The sequence below is a fragment of the Bartonella sp. JB63 genome, assembly GCF_002022665.1.
GTDB lineage: Bacteria > Pseudomonadota > Alphaproteobacteria > Rhizobiales > Rhizobiaceae > Bartonella.
Genome location: NZ_CP019788.1, coordinates 590760 through 609393 on the forward strand (window position 1 = coordinate 590760; position 18634 = coordinate 609393).

The window sequence follows — 18634 nt, forward strand, 5'->3', positions numbered from 1 at the left end:
GTGATTTTATTGAAAAAATTATTTTAAAAAATTAACCTGCACATAATAGCTGAACCGCATCATCACGTCCAAAAAGATACAGAAGCAATCGTACAGCTTGTCCTTGTTCTGAAGAAAGATTAGGATCGCGTTTTAAAAATAAATGCGCATTCTTCTTTGCTATAAGTAGAAGATCACTATGTACTGCAAGGTTTGCTATATAGAATTCAGGCATACCGGATTGTCGTGTTCCTAAAAGTTCGCCTTCACCCCGTAAACGCAAATCCTCTTCAGCAATTTTAAAACCATCTTCTGTATTTCGCATGATATTAAGACGTGCTTCAGCTGTTTTGGTGAGAGGGCCTTTGTATATTAGAATACAGGAGGATTTTTTATCTCCTCGTCCAACACGTCCACGTAATTGGTGCAGTTGTGCAAGGCCGAAATGTTCTGCATGTTCTATAATAATGATTGAAGCATCAGGAATATCCACTCCCACTTCAATGACTGTAGTTGCAACCAAAATACATATATTTGCATTTTTAAAAGATGTCATTACTGCTTCTTTTTCATTAGTAGACATCTTTCCATGTATCATACCGACGCGAGCACCAAACTGTTTTTGTAAGCTCGCAAAACGACTTTCAATGGAAGTAAGCTCGAGAGCTATAGATTCTTCTACAATAGGACAGATCCAATAAATTTTTTCTTTTTTTTGTAACGCAGTAGCAATTCGTTCTATAAGTTCATTGATCCGTTCTGAAGGAATTGTGGCGGTTGTAATGGGTTGCCGTCCAATTGGTTTGTCTGTAATTTTTGATACGTCCATATCACCATAAGATGTTAGTACCAACGTACGTGGAATAGGGGTCGCTGTCATAACAAGCATGTCAGGTTTATTGCCTTTTACTGTAAGGGTAAGACGTTGATGTACACCAAAACGATGCTGCTCATCAATAATAGTTAAGGCAAGATTATTATAGGTAACATTTTCCTGTATCAGAGCGTGGGTACCAATAATGATAGAAGTTTCTCCTGATAAAATAGCATCAAGGATATTTGCGCGCACTTTCCCTTTTTCTCGTCCGGTTAATAGAGTTGTTTGTAAACCGATTTTTTCAGCAAAAGGAGTGATTGTAGCAAAGTGTTGTCGAGCAAGGACTTCTGTTGGAACCATTAAGGCTGATTGCCCTCCATTTTCGGCAATTTGAGCTATTGCCATCAGTGCAACTATAGTTTTTCCTGTTCCTACATCGCCTTGAAGAAGCCTTAACATGGGTTCAGGTGAGGCTAAGTCACTTTCAATATCTTTTATTGCTTTTATTTGTCCATTTGTAAGCTGGAAAGGCAGGATTTCAAGTAGTTTTTTAGTATAAGCACCTGTTGGTGGACGGGAAGTCCCTGAAAGTGATTTAGTTTCTAAGCGCACAAGACCAAGAGCTATTTGACTCGCAAAAAATTCATCATAGGCAAGGCGCTTACGCGCTGCACTTTCTAAACTGAGATCATCAGGATTAATAGGGGCATGAATACGTCGTAAAGCAACAGAAAAAGAAGAAAAATTGTGCTCCTTTTTTACACTTTCCTCTATCCATTCTGGTAAGGGAGGAATATGTTCGAGAGCTTTTTGCATTACGCGTCTTAATGTTTTTGTAGAGAGCCCGGCAGTAGAGGGATAGACTGGTTCAATGAATGGAATTTGATTTAATTGTTCATGAAAAACTATATGATCAGGATGAATCATTGAGAGCTGTCCTTTAAACCGCTCTACTTTACCTGATACGATTACTTTTTTTCCTTCTGGCAATTGCTTTTCTAGCCAAGAGCGTTGAGCATGAAAAAATATTAAATTTATTGTACCTGTTTGATCATGACCGATGACATGGTAAGGCGATCGGGTATGATTCGTTGGTGGTATATGTTGATCGATAGTAATATCAAGAGTAACAATATCTCCTTCTTGTGCGAAAGCAATGCCGGGTTGTTTTCTACGGTCTATAACAGAATGAGGCATCAATCGGAGAATATCAATAAGAGTGGGTTCACGTTGAATAAGATTGATATTTAAAACTTTGGCAATTAAAGAACATATTTTTATATTAATTCCTGCAAGGGTGTTAATAGAGGTAAAGAGTGGATTCAGAAGGCTTGGACGCATACGAAAATTTAGCTCTCTTTGTTTATTTTCTAGTATTTAGAAAAAATTTTTTTAATATAAATTACGCAATGTATGAGAAGTTAGTTGTATTATTGTTTTCGACTTCGATCATAAAATTAAATAGTCTGATAATGAAGAAAATAAGAACATGATAAAAAGATAATGAACATTAGTCATTTTATATGATACTCTACTTTATGTTTATATGAGTTTTTTATTATAGCTATAGTGATTTATGGATATCAATGAAATTAATACGTCTTCTAGACATTCTAGAATGCTAGAATTGTAGCTTTGGTATGAATCAAAAGTAGTTCTTTAAAAGAATAAAAATTGCAATTTGGCATCTATTTTTAGGGAAATAGTGCAAGTGTCAGGAAAAAAAAGAAAAACACTAAATAATAAAGATTCTCTCCCTCGTTTTATTCATTTGAGGGTACATTCGGCTTACTCACTTCTTGAGGGTGCTTTAAAGATCAAGCAAATCATTCAGCACGCAATTTCTGATCATATGCCTGCTATAGCTATTACGGATACAAATAATTTATTTGGTGCTTTAGAATTTTCACAATACTGTTTTGCTGATGGTATTCAACCTATTATTGGTTGTCAGCTTGCTATTGATTTTGGTGATGAAAATTGTAACTCGTCTTTAGCTAAATTGCGCCATCCTTCTGATTATTCTTCCATCGTATTATTTGCTGCTAGTGAAACAGGTTATGCACATTTGGTTCGACTTGTTAGTCGCGCGTATCTTGATAAGAATGATACTGATCTTCCTCACATTAAAGCTAATTTGCTCTTGACTCATCATGAAGGAATTATAGCTTTAACTGGTGGCCGAAGTGGTCCGATTAATTCGGCTTTGGCTGAAGATAGAAAAGAACGAGCTGTTGAGCGTTTAACTTATTTGAAGAAAATCTTTGGTGATCGTCTTTATGTTGAATTACAAAGACATGGTTCTTATGATAAGAAGGTAGAAGCAGCTCTCGTTGAATTAGCTTATAACTATGAGATTCCTCTTGTTGCTACTAATGAAGCGTTTTTTCTCAATAAAGAAGGATATGCTGCTCATGATGCACTTATGGCAGTTGCGGAAGGACAAGTTGTCTCTAACCCAGATCGTAAACGTGTGACACCAGATCATTATTTAAAGTCGCAAGATGAAATGATTTCATTGTTTTCTGATCTTCCAGAAGCTTTGGAAAATAGCGTTGAAATTGCTTTACGTTGTCATGCTTATGCACCAATTAGAAAACCAATTTTGCCCCGCTTTATAGAGAAATCTGCAGATATATCTTGTATTTTAGAAGCAGAAGCTAAAGAGTTATTAAATCAGGCTGCAGCAGGTTTAAAAATGCGTCTTGAGACAATTGGTTTGGCAGAAGGTTATACAATCGCAGATTATGAGCAGCGGCTTAATTATGAAATTTCAATTATTACACGGATGCAATTTTCTGGTTATTTTCTCATTGTTTCGGATTTTATCAAATGGGCAAAAGCTCAAGATATTCCCGTCGGTCCAGGGCGTGGTTCTGGTGCTGGCTCGCTCGTTGCTTATGCGTTGACTATTACCGATGTTGATCCTTTGCGCTTTTCTCTTTTATTTGAACGTTTTCTTAATCCAGATCGTGTTTCTATGCCAGATTTTGATATTGATTTTTGTCAAGAACGACGCGAAGAGGTTATTCGTTATGTTCAGAAAAAATATGGCTTTGATCAAGTAGCACAGATCATTACATTTGGTAAATTGCAAGCACGTGCAGTATTGCGTGATGTTGGTCGTGTTTTAGAAGTACCTTATCGTCAGGTAGACTATCTTACAAAATTAGTTCCAGCTACTCCTGGTAGTAATGTTGAGTTAGCACAAGCTATTATCGATGAACCAAAATTTGAAGAAGAAAAGAAAAAGGATCCTGTTATTGGGCGTATGTTGGATATAGCGCTTCAACTAGAAGGACTCTATCGTCATGCCTCCACTCACGCTGCAGGAATTGTTATCGGTGATCGTTCATTATCAGAGCTTGTGCCGATGTATCGTGATCCACGCTCTGATATGCCTGTAACTCAATTTAACATGAAATATGTTGAACAGTCTGGGTTGGTAAAATTTGATTTTCTAGGTTTAAAAACGCTTACTGTTTTAAAAATGGCTGTGGATTTTGTTAGACGAAAAGGTACAAAAGTAGATTTATCGCATATTCCCCTTAATGATGAAGTGACCTACGCTATGATGTCACGTGGTGAGACTGTTGGCGTGTTTCAAGTTGAAAGTACCGGTATGCGTAAAGCACTTATCGGAATGAGACCAGATTGCATTGAAGATATTATTGCGCTTTTAGCACTTTATCGTCCTGGTCCGATGGAAAATATTCCGATATATAATACACGTAAGCATAAAGAAGAAGAAATTGCCTCTATTCATCCTAAAATAGACCATTTGGTTAAGGAAACGCAAGGTGTTATTGTTTATCAAGAACAAGTGATGCAGATTGCTCAAGTGCTTGCTGGTTATTCACTTGGAGAAGCAGATTTATTGCGTAGGGCTATGGGTAAAAAAATCCATAAGGAAATGCAAGAACAACGTACACGTTTTGTAAGTGGGGCTGTTGATGGTGGTATTGATAAGGATCAAGCTAATGTTATCTTTGATCTTTTAGCGAAATTTGCAGATTACGGTTTTAATAAGTCGCATGCTACTGCTTACGCAATTGTTTCTTATCATACAGCTTATATGAAAGCACACCATCCTGTAGAGTTTTTGGCAGCATCTATGACATATGATATGACAAATACGGATAAGCTAAATGATTTTCGACGTGAGGCATTAAGATTAGGAATTGAGGTTATTGCGCCTTGTGTGCAAACATCACACCGCATTTTTGAAGTTGGTGAGAATTGTATTTATTATTCCCTTTCTGCCGTTAAAGGAGTAGGAGATGTAGTTGTTGATCATATTGTGGCTTGTCGTGGAGACAAGCCTTTTAGGGATTTGGAAGATTTCTGTGAACGTGTTGATCCTCGTATTGTGAACAAGCGTGCTATGGAAAGTTTGATTTATGCTGGTGCTTTTGATTGTTTTAATGTTGCACGTGAAGTTCTATTGGCAAGCCTTTTAACTCTTAATGCACGTGCTCTTCGTATTCTTGATAATAATTCCAGCGGCCAAATTGATATATTTGGCATGATAGGTGGATTAAAAGAGCCTTTGATTTTATCTAAAGCTTCTCCTTGGTCTCCAGCTGAGAAACTCCATTATGAATTTCAGGCAATAGGCTTTTATTTTTCTGCTCATCCTTTGATTGAGTATCAAGATGTTCTTATTAAAAAACGTGTTCAGACTTGGAACAATTTTTCTGCTTCAGTTAAAGGAGGAGCAACCGTTGCCCGTCTTGCTGGAACTATTGTAGCAAAAAAAATTCGCAAAACAAGATCTGGTAAAAAAATGGGAGTTATTCAGTTTTCTGATATAAGTGGGCAGTATGAAGCAGTTATATTTTCTGAAGGACTTTCTGTATATGGAGATATGCTGGAGCCTGGAAAGTCTTTTATCATTACAGTTATTGCAGAGGATCGTTCTGAGGGAATTAGTTTACGTATTGAAACAATTCAATCCTTAGAAGAACAGTCACTGCAACATCATAAAATGATGCGTCTTTTCATAAAAACAACAGATATGCTTCCACAAATTGAGCAAAATTTAGATTCTAAAGGCAATGGAGAGGTAGCAATTATACTGATACAAGAGAATGGAGTTCGAGAAGTTGAGATAGCCCTTCCCAAAAAGTATAAAGTCGATTCACGCGTAGTCAATGCTATGAAAGCTCTTCCGGGTATTGTAGATGTCGAGTTGAGTTAAAAATGAAAAGAGGTTAGTAATTTTGGTTACTCAAAGCGATCTCACTATAACTTGTGTAGACTTTCTATTACATACTTTATATTATCATTTTTTTCAGGTTCATGGCATCATAAGTATATAGCCAATCAAGACGAGACATAATATTTTCTGCTGTATGGGTTTTCATAAATAAATTACGAGCAATTGCTATAGGCCCAGTTGCATGATAGACAAATCTATTAAAATCTCCACGTTTTTTTACAGCTGTAACCCGCGGTCTGCGTATTTTTTCATAAAGTGTAGTAGCTTCAGTAAGTGAGAGATTATTCAGAGAGAGGATTTCTGCTAATGTAGCAGCATCCTCTATTGCCATAGCGGCACCTTGTGCTGCGAAGGGCAAAAATGCATGTGCACAATCACCCACGAATACTTGCTGTTGTAGACCTAAAAAACGATTATATTTCATTTGAAATAGTGGCCAATAGCTCCACTCATCAATATGATTAAAGATTTGAAGAATTTCAGGATTCCAATCATTAAAAAGAGATTTGAGTGTTTCTTTATTTCCTGTTTTTTTCCATTCTTTTCCTGGATTTTCTCCATGAGTGATGGCTACAAAATTAATTTTTTTTTCTGACTGAATGGGATAAGCAACAAGATGATTTTTAGGTCCTATCCAAGCAGTAATTGTTTTTATATTTTGTAATAAAGAATGAAAATTTAGAGGAAGACTTTCAAATGCTCTCGTTGCTCGCCATGCAATAAAGTTGCTAAAACTAGCTTTTTCATGAAAAGGAGAAAACTGTCGTAATGCTGACCACACACCATCACATCCAATAAGAAGTGGTGTTGAATAAAATTGATATCGTCTGGTTCTAGTTTTTTCTTCTATTATGATTGTTTTTATTTCAATATTGTCGGTTACAGATTGAGTAGATGATACAATTTTTTCTCCCATTTTGTATTTGATGAGAGGATTTTTAATAATAGCATTGTATAAAACTTTTTGTAAATCAGCTCGATGAATTGTAATATAAGGAGATTTCCAACGTTTTTCAGATAAATCAATAAGGTCAGCATGCAGATGCGTTTTCAAAGATATACCATCTTTTAATTCAAGGAAATGCGGTTTAATACCCAATTTAATGAGATTATTAAGAACTCCCCAACGAGCGAGAATGCGTGTTGCATTTGGAGTAATTTGAATACCAGAACCAATACTATCAAGCTGTTTACGCTTTTCAATAATAGTACTTGCAATTCCTTTATGAGCAAGTGCTAAGGCAGAGCTTAATCCTGCAATACCTGCTCCAATGATGATTGGAGATTGATCTTTCAGTTGTTTCATATCAAAGAAACAGAAAATATCTTATAAAGAATTTTGGAGATGATATGTGCAGCCTGTAGGATTTGTTTGATCATGTGATAGTGTATGATTATAGCGATAAAGTGTTGAGCAATAGGGGCAATTTTTTTCATCAGCTGCTCCTATTTCAATAAAAATATGAGGATGATCGAATGGTTGTGTGGCACCTATACACATAAACTCTTTTACACCAATTTCGATTATTTTATATCCATTATCATTTTGGAAATACGGAATATTGTGATCAGTCATAGTGCATAAACTCCAGATAAATTATCCTGATAATTCATGATTTAGATCATGTATTTTAATTATTATTTTGTAATACAACACACTATAATACAAGACGCTTTTTAAGACAATTTACAAATGAAGATGTTTTCAATTGTTTTAAAATATTCATATAAGTAATATAAAGAGAGCTAGTCATTATATTATTGATTAAAGCAAAATCTTTGAAGTTTTTGTAGTTTACAAGATTTCATAAAAATAGATCAAATAAAAATTTTTATCTTCATAAGAGCGAGATTTTTATTCTGTAAAGGTCTCTATAAAATATAAAGCGGCTTATGAATATATGAAAAAAACGCTGATAGATCAAATTCCTATGGGGGATATAACGATGGATAATCCAGCGCGATTTGTTAATCATGAATTTTCGTGGCTACATTTCAATAATCGTGCTGTAATGGAAGCTGCAAATTCAAAGAATCCTTTATTAGAAAGGTTGCAATTTCTTTCGATTTCAGCAACTAATCTTGATGAATTTTTATGGTTCGTGTTGCTGGCCTTGTTGCTCAAATTCGTGCTGGGATTACAGAACGTAGTGCGGATGGACGTACACCGCAAGAACAACTTGATTTTATATTAACTGAGATTGCATATTTGTAAGCTAATCAGCAAAAGGAATTACGGATTTTAAATTATGAGTTAAAACAAAATAATATCGAAATTGTTTGTTCTGATAAAATCTCAGAAGCTGAAAAATTATAGCTTGAAGAATATTTTTTTAAAAAAATTTTCCCTGTTTTGACCCCTTTTTTTGTTGATGCTACGCATCCTTTTCCATTTATCCCTAACTTAGGTCTTTCTATTTTGTTTCAATTATTACGGCGCGTTGATCAGCATCCTATAATGGTATTATTGCTTATGCCTAATACTTTGAAGCGTTTTATTCTTCTTCCCCAAGAGGGGAATAGTTTTCGTTTTATTTTGTTTGAAGATCTTTTTTGCTTTTTTGTTGATCGTTTATTCCCTGGTTATGAAGTCAATGGTGCTGGGATATTTAGAATTATCCGTGATAGCGATATTGAGGTGGAAGAAGAAGAAAAAGATCTTGTTCGTTTTTTTGAAACTGCGCTAAAGAAACGTCGTTGTGGAGAAGTTATTCGAATTGAATTTAACACAAAAATGCCTAAAGATTTATGCCAATTTATAACTAATGTACTTAGAGTTCCTACTAATTGTGTTAGTGTTATCGATGGTTTATTAGCATTGAATATGATTTCAGAAATTTTTTCTATTCCGCGCAATGATTTAAAATTTATTCCTTATAGTTCTCGTGTTCCTCAATGTATTGGTAAGCATGATGGTGATTGTTTTGCAACTATTCGTGAAAGAGAGATTGTTATTCATCATCCTTATGAATCATTTGATGTTGTTACACAATTTTTACGCCAGGCTGCTGCTGATCCTGATGTGATTGAAATTAAGCAAACTCTTTATCGCACATCAAATGATAGTCCGGTTGTTAGTGCACTTATTGATACTGCTGAAAGAGGTAAATCAGTAACTGCTTTAGTAGAATTGAAGGCGCGTTTTGATGAAGAGGCTAATATTCGCTGGGCACGTAATCTCGAACGTGCTGGAGTTCAAGTGGTTTTTGGTTTTATTGAATTAAAAACGCATGCTAAAATGTCTTTAGTGATAAGACATTAAGGAAATTGTTATCGTTTTTATGTTCATCTTGGAACTAGGAATTATCATCCAATAACTGCTCAAATATATACTGATCTTTCTTTTTTTACGACTGATAATGACATTCGGTCATGATATAGGATTGCTTTTTAAATATCTCACTGAATATACACAGCCAAATGAATCAATGAAAATAGCTTTTTCGCCATTAACATTACGCAATCGTGTTCTTGAACATATCAAAGGAGAAATTACCAATGCACAAAAAGGTCGGGTGGCCGTTATTTGGATGAAAGTAAACTCATTGGTTGATCCTGAAATTATTGATGATTTATACTGTGCTAGTCAAATGGGAGTGCAGATTGATTTGGTTGTGCATGGTATATGTTGTTTACGTCCTGGTATTCGAGGAATTTCAGATAATATTCGTGCAAAATCAATTGTAGGAAGATTTCTTGAGCATAGCCGTATTTTCTGTTTTGGTAATAGTGAGGATCTTCCAAATGAAAATGCTATTGTTTATTTAGGATCGGCTGATATGATGCCCCGTAATCTTGATCATCGTGTTGAAGTATTGATTCCAATTTTTAATAAAATGGTTCATCAACAAATTTTTTCACAAATTATGTTAGCTAATATTATTGATAACCAACAAAGCTTTGATATATTGGTTGATGGAACATCAAAACGTATAATACCACGAGAAAATGAAAAGCTATTTAATGTGTAGGAGTATTTTATGAACAATATGATTTTTTCTGAGTATGAAAAGTTTTTTTAGACTTCTACTTCGCATTTAATTAAATCGCTTCAGCAACAGATGAAAACACTTAAAGACTGAAATATCCAATGACATATTATAAATGCTCAAGGTCGATTGAAGGGTCGTAAACCCATTGCAGTTGTTGATATTGGTTCAAATTCTGTTCGGCTTATTGTTTATGAAGGCCTTGTACGTTCACCGACAGTTTTATTTAATGAAAAAGTTCTTTGTGGTCTTGGTCGAGGCGTTGCAAAAACTGGAATTTTAGAAGAAAAATCAATTGAAATGACGTTGCGAGCACTGAAGCGATTTTGTGCTATTTGTCAACAGATTGGTGCAGGTGAAATCTATACTTTGGCAACAGCGGCAGCACGAGAAGCAAAAAACGGGTCGGCTTTTATTCAAAGTGCTGAAAATATTTTACAAAATCAAATATATGTTCTTTCAGGAAATGAAGAGGCTGTTTATTCAGCTTATGGGGTTATTTCTACCTTTTATCGACCAAATGGCATTTCTGGTGATCTTGGTGGTGGAAGTCTTGAACTTATTAGTATTAATGATTCTAATTTAGGTGAAGGGATAACATTGCCTTTAGGCAGTTTACGACTGTAATATATCAGATAATGATCTTATTTTAGCAAAAAAAATTGTTCATGAGCAACTTTGTAAATCTTCTATTATTACGTATAAAAATACAGTTCGTTGTTTTTGTGCTGTAGGAAGAACTTGGCGTAATCTTGCAAAACTATATATGGTGATCAAAAATTATCGATTGCCTGTTTATGCATAGTTATGAGGTTGATGCGCAGGAGATGGAAGAATTTTTACTTCTTGTCATTAGCGAAAGTATTGATAAGATAAAAGAAATTTCAGCTCTTTCAAAGAATCGTCGTCAGCTTTTAGCATATGGGGCCATTGTTCTTATTGAGCTGATTCAGTGTATAGGTCCTAAAAAATAATTTTTTCTGGAGCAAGAGTTCGTGAAGGTTTTCTTTATTCAAAATTACTACAAGAAGATCGTATTTCTGATCCGTTGATTTCGGCATGCTTAGAAATGGCTACCTTAAGGGCACGCTCACCAAGGCAAGCGAGTGAGCTCATTGATTTTACCACAAATGCATTTGAGGCTTTTGGAATTTCAGAAACTGAAAATGCATGTCGTTATCGTAAAGCAGCTTGTCTTCTTTCTGATATCGGTTGGTGTATACATCCAGATTATCGGGATAATGAAGCAGCCAATCAGATAGCTTTAGGATCTTATCCGGGAATTTCACATAAGGGACGTATTTATGCTACATTAGCTGTTTTTTTTTCGTAATACAGGCTTATCCCTTGATAAAGAAGCTCCTGAGATTCTCAAATTAGCAACTAGCGATATTATTGAAAAAGCAAGAATTCTTGGTGGCATTATGCGTATTGCCAATCTTTTTAGTGCTTCTACTTCAGGAATTTTGCCTAATTTATCTTGGCAAAAGAAGCAAGATAATATTGCATTGCGTGTTCCAGTATGCTAAGCTGATTTAATAGGTGAACGACCTTTGAGGCGCTTACAGCAATTATCAAAAATAACTAAACTTCCTTTAGCTTTTGAGATTTTTAAATGCTTTTGCAATATGAACCACAACAGTGATCATAAAATATTTATTATATCATGATGCTTTCATATTTATAAGATTAAAGTTTCTTGATTTTTACTTCTCCATTATTGAAATAAAATGCTATCTCGCCTTTTAGCATTTGTTCTGCCTTATGACCAAAAATTTCGTAACGCCAGCCATTCATAGCAGGAATATTTTGTGTTATAGTACCATTAGCAATTTTTTTTAAATCATTAGATGTTGCGATAATTTTAGGTGTGATATTATTTTCATTTGCAACAAGCTTTAATAATATTTTAAGAAGATCAATTGTAACAGCTATTTTATCATCAACAGGAGTGTACTTAGGAAGAGCTGGTAGCGTAGCAAGATCAACTTCTAAGCCTTCATGTATAGCTTTAATTAATGTCTGTATATTTGATAGACGATTCCAGTTTTTGTTAATGCTACTTAAATGTTTCAGAGCAGATTCATCTTTTGGTTGTTGGATTGCGATTTCAATAAGACACTCATCTTTCATAATGTGACGACGAGGAGTATTATATTTGCGTGCTTCATGTTCACGCCAAGCTGCTATTTTTTGCAATACAGCAAATTGACGTTTTTTTGTGATTCTTCCTTTCACCTTTTTCCATGCTTCATTTTCCGGCATATCATAGGTTGTTGGTGCTAAGAGGATTGCCATTTCATCATTCATCCAATGGGTACGCTTTTTTTCCTCTAACTGCTTTTTTAATGTGAGATAAACGTTTCTTAGATAGGTAACATCGGCGAGTGCATAGAGTAGCTGTTTTTCAGAAAGGGGACGACAGCTCCAATCTGTAAAACGAGATGATTTATCAAGATGATGTCCAGTGCAACGTTGTACAATTTGATCATAGGAGATAGAATCACCGAATCCACAGATTGATCCTGCTATTTGTGTGTCAAAGAGAGGAGAAGGAATAACTCCGCCAAGATGGTAAATAGTCTCGATATCTTGGCGCGCAGCGTGAAAAACTTTGACAACTTTTTTATCGATCATCAGATCAAAAAATGATTGTAGATTAATATCTTGCACCATCGGATCAATAAGTGTCGTAATATCTGGTGATGCAACTTGGATTAAGCACAACTGAGGCCAGAAGGTTGTTTCACGGATAAATTCAGTATCTACCGTTACAAAATTAGAATTGCGCAAAGCGGCAATAGCAATTTCAAGATCTGTTGTGGTTGTAATAAGTTTCATTGTTTTATTATAGCTAAGTAGATTAAATTTGTCTTTATATTGTATTTTTTTTTGAGGTCTTTGTTGTCATATCTTGACAAATGACTGCTAAAAAGCGTTTGTAATGTATATGAGGTAAATTACAACAAAAGGAAAAAATATGCACCGTTATCGCAGTCATAATTGCGCTGCTCTTCGTAAATGCGACATGGGAAGGCAGGTTCGTCTTTCTGGATGGGTCCATCGTGTTCGTGACCATGGTGGAATTCTTTTTATTGATTTACGAGATCATTTTGGGATCATACAAATTGTTGTTGATCCTAATTCACCAGCTTTTACAATTATAGAAAAGGTGCGTTCTGAATGGGTCATTCGTGTAGATGGGGAAGTACGTGCCCGTGCTGATGAAGTTATTAACACAACTCTCCCAACCGGTGAAATTGAAATTTTTGCTAAAGAGGTTGAAATTCTTTCAAAATCTGATGAGCTTCCTTTACCAGTTTTTGGTGAGCCTGATTATCCGGAAGATATTCGGTTGAAGTATCGTTTTCTTGATTTACGTCGAGAAACTATGCATAAAAATATAATGCGTCGTACTGAAATTATTACTTCTATAAGGCGGCGTATGCAAGATTGCGCTTTTACAGAATTTACTACACCAATTTTGACAGCTTCATCCCCAGAAGGAGCACGTGATTTTTTGGTTCCAAGCCGCATTCATCAGGGAAAATTTTATGCATTACCTCAGGCACCTCAGCAATATAAACAATTGCTAATGATGTCTGGTTTTGATCGTTATTTTCAAATAGCTCCATGTTTTAGAGATGAAGATCCACGAGCAGATCGTCTTCCAGGTGAGTTTTACCAATTGGATATTGAAATGAGCTTTGTTGAGCAGGAAGATATTTTTGCAACGATGGAGCCCATTATGCGTTCTATTTTTGAGGAGTTTGCAGGCGGAAAATCCGTGACGCAAAATTTCCCTCGTATTCCATACGATGAAGCAATTCAAAAATATGGTTCAGATAAACCCGATTTACGTAATCCAATTATTATGGAAGATGTTTCTCAACATTTTCGTGATTCTAGTTTTAAGGTTTTTTCTCAGATTTTAGCGAGCGATAAGGACGCATTTGTTTGGGCTATTCCTGCTAAAACCGGTGGTAGTCGTGCTTTTTGTGATCGTATAAATGCATGGGCTCAGGGTGAAGGGCAGCCAGGTCTTGGTTATATTTTTTGGCGTAAGGAAGATGAAAATTTTGAAGGAGCGGGTCCTATCGCTAAAAACATTGGTGAGCAAAGAACTGAAGCTATTCGAGTGCAACTTGGACTTGAAAATGGTGATGCTTGTTTTTTTGCTGCAGGGAATCCAAAGAAATTTGCATCTTTTGCTGGTGCAGCACGTATGCGGATAGGAGAGGAATTAAATCTTATTGATCGAGAATGTTTTTCTTTTGCTTGGATTGTTGATTTCCCATTTTTTGAATGGAATGAAGACGAAAAGAAACTTGATTTTGCACATAATCCTTTTTCAATGCCTCAAGGTGGGAAAAATGCTCTTGATTCCCAAGATCCTCTTTCTCTTAAAGCTTTTCAGTATGATCTTGTTTGCAATGGTTATGAAATTGCATCAGGAGGAATTCGTAATCATTCACCGGAAATGATGCTTAAGGTTTTTAATCTTGCAGGTCTTTCTAAAGAGGTTGTAGAAAAGCGCTTTGGTGGTCTCTATCGTGCATTTCATTATGGTGCTCCACCACATGGTGGTATGGCAGCTGGTATTGATCGCATTGTTATGCTTTTGCAAGGTGTAAAAAATTTGCGTGAAGTTTCTTTATTTCCAATGAATCAGCAAGCATTTGATCTTTTGATGAGTGCTCCTTCTGATGTATCTACTGTACAGTTATCTGATTTAGGAATTCGGATTGCTCCAACTGTCAAAAATAATTGATGAAATTGGATAAAGATTTTCTGTCTTTCATGTTGACTATAATTAGGTAAATTACAAATTGTAATTGATGGAGTTTTTATTAGCTTAAAATTCAATTTAATTGCAAATAGTTTTGAATAAAAGAGTTTCTTATAAAGAAGGTAATTTTTGAGCGGTTTTATAGAAGACTTGTTCCTTATTTTTAAAATTGCTAGCTTATATTATGTCTGATGAAATGATTCGATCTTTTGAAAAGGAGCATATTGAGCCAATAGAATTGCGATCTGCTTTACAAGAGCGCTATTTGGCCTACGCACTTTCTACTATCACACACCGTGCGTTGCCTGATGTCCGTGATGGATTAAAGCCTGTTCATCGACGTATTATTCATGCAATGCGCTTACTAAAACTTAATCCTGGACAAGCTTATGCTAAATGCGCGCGGATTGTAGGTGATGTAATGGGGAAATTTCATCCTCATGGTGATACATCTATTTATGATGCATTAGTTCGTTTAGCTCAGAGTTTTGCTGTTCGCTATCCATTAATTGATGGACAGGGTAATTTCGGTAATATTGATGGAGATAATGCTGCTGCAATGCGTTATACAGAAGCACGTATGACTGAAGTAGCAATATTGCTTCTTGAAGGAATTAATGAAAATGCTGTTGATTTTCGCTTAACCTATAATGAAGAAGATGAGGAACCTATTGTTTTACCAGGAGCTTTTCCTAATCTTTTGGCTAATGGCTCATCAGGTATTGCTGTTGGTATGGCAACATCTATTCCACCACATAACGTTGCGGAACTCTGTGATGCTGCGTTATATTTGATTACTAATCCTCATGCAGATCATAAAGATTTAAATCAATTTGTGCTTGGGCCTGATTTTCCAACAGGTGGTATTTTAGTTGAACCTAAAAAAAATATTGATGATTCTTATCGTACAGGGCGTGGATTTTTTCGATTACGTTCGCGTTGGCATCAAGAAGAGGGAAATCGTGGCTCTTATGTAATTGTTGTTACAGAAATTCCATATCAAATACAAAAATCACGACTTATTGAAAAAACAGCAGAGTTATTACTCGCACGGCGGTTGCCGATGCTTGAAGATATTCATGATGAATCAGCAGAAGATATTCGGATTGTGCTTGTTCCAAAAAATCGCACAATTGATCCTGAACTCTTAATGGAATCACTTTTTAAATTAACTGATTTCGAAATAAGATTTCCTCTTAATCTCAATGTATTGACTTTAGGGAAAGTGCCTAATGTTCTTTCTTTACGTGAGAGTTTGCAGCAATGGCTTCAACATCGTAAAGAGGTGCTTATTCGCCGTTCAAATTATCGACTTAATGACATTGATTTTCGATTAGAAGTTTTGCGTGGGTATCTTATTGCATATTTGAATCTTGATAAGGTGATTCAAATCATTCGTGAAAACGATGAACCTAAAAAGGAATTGATTTTGCGCTTTAAATTAACAGAAAATCAAGCTGAATCTATTCTGAATATGCGGTTGCGTTCTTTGCGTAAGCTTGAAGAATTCCAGATCCGTAAGGAGTTTGATTCTCTTAATATTGAAAAAGAAAAATTACAGAATTTATTGGATTCCAATGTCAAGCAATGGAAAATCATTGCAGAAGAAATTACAAGAGTTCGTAAAAGTTTTGGTCCTGAAACTTTCTTGGGAAAAAGGCGTACAACATTTGAAGATGTACCAAGGCATGATGTGAATGATATTCATCAAGCGATGATTGAAAAAGAACCAGTGACTATTGTTATTTCTGAAAAAGGTTGGATGCGTGCTTTAAAGGGCCACTTGAATAATTACAAAATCCTTTCTTTCAAAGAGGGTGATTGTCTAAAGCTAGCATTTCCAGCGTTCACTACAGATAAAATTATAGTTATAAGTACTGGTGGAAAATTTTTTACTATTAATGCAAATACTTTACCTGGAGGAAGAGGGCATGGTGAACCAATTCGTATTTTATTAGATATGGGTAATGAGCATGATATTCTCACAGCTTTTGTATACAATATGCAGGGCAAAAGACTTTTAATTTCATCCTATGGAAATGGTTTTATTGTTTCTGAACCAGATATTATCGCCAATACGCGAAAAGGAAAGCAAGTGATGAATCTCAAATCTCCTGATAGCTTAAAACTTTGTATTCCGGTAGAAGGCGATTACATTGCAGTAGTTGGAGAAAACCGAAAAATGCTTATTTTTTCTATTGAACAAATACCGGAAATGAGTCGTGGTAAGGGTGTCCGTTTACAACGTTATAAAGATGGTGGTGTTGTTGATGCCAAAATTTTTACTTTATCAGAAGGCTTAAGTTGGCAAGATACAGCTGAGCGCAGTTTTAATCGTCAGGCTGATGGACTTGTTGAGTGGATGGGAACACGCGCAGGAACAGGACGTTTGGTTCCAAAGGGATTTCCAAAATCAGGTAAATTTTTTGTATGATGTTAGTAATATTTGATTGCTAGTTGATAAAAGAGTCATAAAAAATATTAAGTTTATTTTAGGAAAGAAGCTTCATTTTATTGCTAGACTGATTTAAGAATTATTTTGAGTAAAAAGGCGTCCATTCTCAGCCCACAAAACAAGAAAAATAGCTATAATACTGAGAAAGAAAAATCCTGCTGAATTAGGAATTGTTGTTTCGTCAAAACATTGAGCTATGAAAAAACCAAGGCTTGTACCGATGGATGTTTGAAGAAAACCAGATACAGAGGATGCAGTTCCAGCAATTTTTCCTAGAGGTTCAAGAGAAAGTGTGTTGAAGTTAGCTATAATACCACCACATGTAAACATTAGCATACAATATAACAGCATAAAAAACGGGAAAGGTATAATGCCTCCTGTTAGAACTGATTCAAAAAACCAAATACATGAAATAACACAAAATAATAAAAGCATAGTATGAGAAATACGTTGCATTCCAAGAATTCCAACAAGACGAGAATTGAAGAACGATGATATAGCTTGAAATGCAGCTCCAAGAGCAAAAGCAACAGGAAACCAAATGCCTAAATTATATATTCCTTCATAGACTTGTTGAGATGTATTAATGGTAGTAAAAATGCAGCCTAGAATAATGGAGGTTGCAAGTGTATAACAAAGTGTTGAGCGATTGGTAATGATAAGCCATAAGTTGTTTTTTATAGAAGAAAAAGAAAGAGATCGTTGTGTATAAAGGGTTTCAGGCAAGCGTATTTGAATCCAAATCATTAATCCAAAACCAATAATTGCCATGAATATAAAAATTAATTGCCATTGTCCAAATAACAAAATAATTTGCCCTATTGCTGGTCCAATCATTGTTGCAATCAAAAAAATCATCATGACTATGGACATAACTTCTGCCATTTTTCGACCATCGTAGAGATCGCGCACAATAGAGACTGTCAGCACACGCATAGCTGCTCCCCCAATACCTTGCATGATACGCAGAATAATCAACATGGGCAAATTTGATGCAAATATACACCCAATTGCTGCAAATGAGTAACAGGCAAGACCAATAAGAACAAGTTTATGTCGTCCATAACGATCACTTATTGGACCAAAGAATATTTGCGTAACACCATAGCTAATAAGATAACAGGAGATGATATAATGCTGATCATTTTCATTAGTAGCATGCAAGCTGTTTAAAATATCAGGCATAGCCGGCAACATGATATCAATTGCTATAGAATTGATTGCCATAAGTGCTGCAATAGTGATAACAAATTCTTTATATCCAATTTTTTTTCTAATCGCATCTATATGCCTTTGTTCGTCGGCAGAATATGACATATGTATCCTTAAAGTAAAAATTTTGACTAAAAAACACTTGATAAGAATTTGAATAAATTAGAGACAT

At 35.3% G+C, this 18634-nt stretch carries 8 protein-coding genes and 2 pseudogenes; 5 read left to right on the plus strand and 5 right to left on the minus strand.

The window, feature by feature from the left end; translation table 11 throughout:
* Nucleotides 1–31: 31 nt before the first annotated feature.
* On the minus strand, nucleotides 32–2137 hold the full coding sequence (gene recG, locus BJB63x_RS02550) for an ATP-dependent DNA helicase RecG (protein ID WP_078719633.1): 2106 nt from the start codon (nucleotides 2135–2137) through the stop codon (nucleotides 32–34).
* A 370-nt stretch (nucleotides 2138–2507) separates the two neighbouring features.
* On the opposite strand from recG, the gene dnaE reads away from it, so the two are divergent.
* Nucleotides 2508–5996, plus strand: coding sequence for a DNA polymerase III subunit alpha (gene dnaE, locus BJB63x_RS02555; RefSeq protein WP_078719524.1), 3489 nt, complete (start codon nucleotides 2508–2510; stop codon nucleotides 5994–5996).
* Between the two features lie 76 nt (nucleotides 5997–6072).
* Here dnaE and BJB63x_RS02560 read toward each other — a convergent pair whose 3' ends face one another.
* Together BJB63x_RS02560 and BJB63x_RS02565 are read right to left on the minus strand one after the other, a co-directional pair.
* On the minus strand, nucleotides 6073–7323 hold the full coding sequence (locus tag BJB63x_RS02560; protein ID WP_078718879.1) for an FAD-binding protein: 1251 nt from the start codon (nucleotides 7321–7323) through the stop codon (nucleotides 6073–6075).
* A 21-nt stretch (nucleotides 7324–7344) separates the two neighbouring features.
* On the minus strand, nucleotides 7345–7593 hold the full coding sequence (locus tag BJB63x_RS02565; RefSeq protein WP_078718880.1) for a zinc-finger domain-containing protein: 249 nt from the start codon (nucleotides 7591–7593) through the stop codon (nucleotides 7345–7347).
* A gap of 325 nt (nucleotides 7594–7918) precedes the next feature.
* Here BJB63x_RS02565 and BJB63x_RS02570 point away from each other — a divergent pair.
* Nucleotides 7919–10039 (plus strand): annotated as a pseudogene (locus BJB63x_RS02570) (RNA degradosome polyphosphate kinase).
* A 75-nt stretch (nucleotides 10040–10114) separates the two neighbouring features.
* Nucleotides 10115–11676 (plus strand): annotated as a pseudogene (locus tag BJB63x_RS02575) (Ppx/GppA family phosphatase).
* Between the two features lie 19 nt (nucleotides 11677–11695).
* Here the strand turns inward: BJB63x_RS02575 and rnd are convergent.
* Nucleotides 11696–12847 (minus strand): ribonuclease D, encoded by a 1152-nt coding sequence (gene rnd / locus BJB63x_RS02580; RefSeq protein WP_078718881.1) that lies wholly within the window; start codon nucleotides 12845–12847, stop codon nucleotides 11696–11698.
* Nucleotides 12848–12986: 139 nt separating this feature from the next.
* Here rnd and aspS point away from each other — a divergent pair, with 139 nt between their 5' ends.
* Together aspS and parC are read left to right on the plus strand one after the other, a co-directional pair.
* Nucleotides 12987–14777 (plus strand): aspartate--tRNA ligase, encoded by a 1791-nt coding sequence (gene aspS / locus BJB63x_RS02585; RefSeq protein ID WP_078718882.1) that lies wholly within the window; start codon nucleotides 12987–12989, stop codon nucleotides 14775–14777.
* A 202-nt stretch (nucleotides 14778–14979) separates the two neighbouring features.
* Nucleotides 14980–17229, plus strand: a complete 2250-nt coding sequence (gene parC, locus BJB63x_RS02590) for a DNA topoisomerase IV subunit A (protein WP_078719634.1) — start codon at nucleotides 14980–14982, stop codon at nucleotides 17227–17229.
* Between the two features lie 93 nt (nucleotides 17230–17322).
* Here parC and BJB63x_RS02595 read toward each other — a convergent pair whose 3' ends face one another.
* A complete protein-coding gene (locus BJB63x_RS02595; RefSeq protein WP_078718883.1) occupies nucleotides 17323–18567 on the minus strand; it encodes a multidrug effflux MFS transporter in 1245 nt (414 codons plus the stop codon).
* Nucleotides 18568–18634 lie beyond the last annotated feature (67 nt).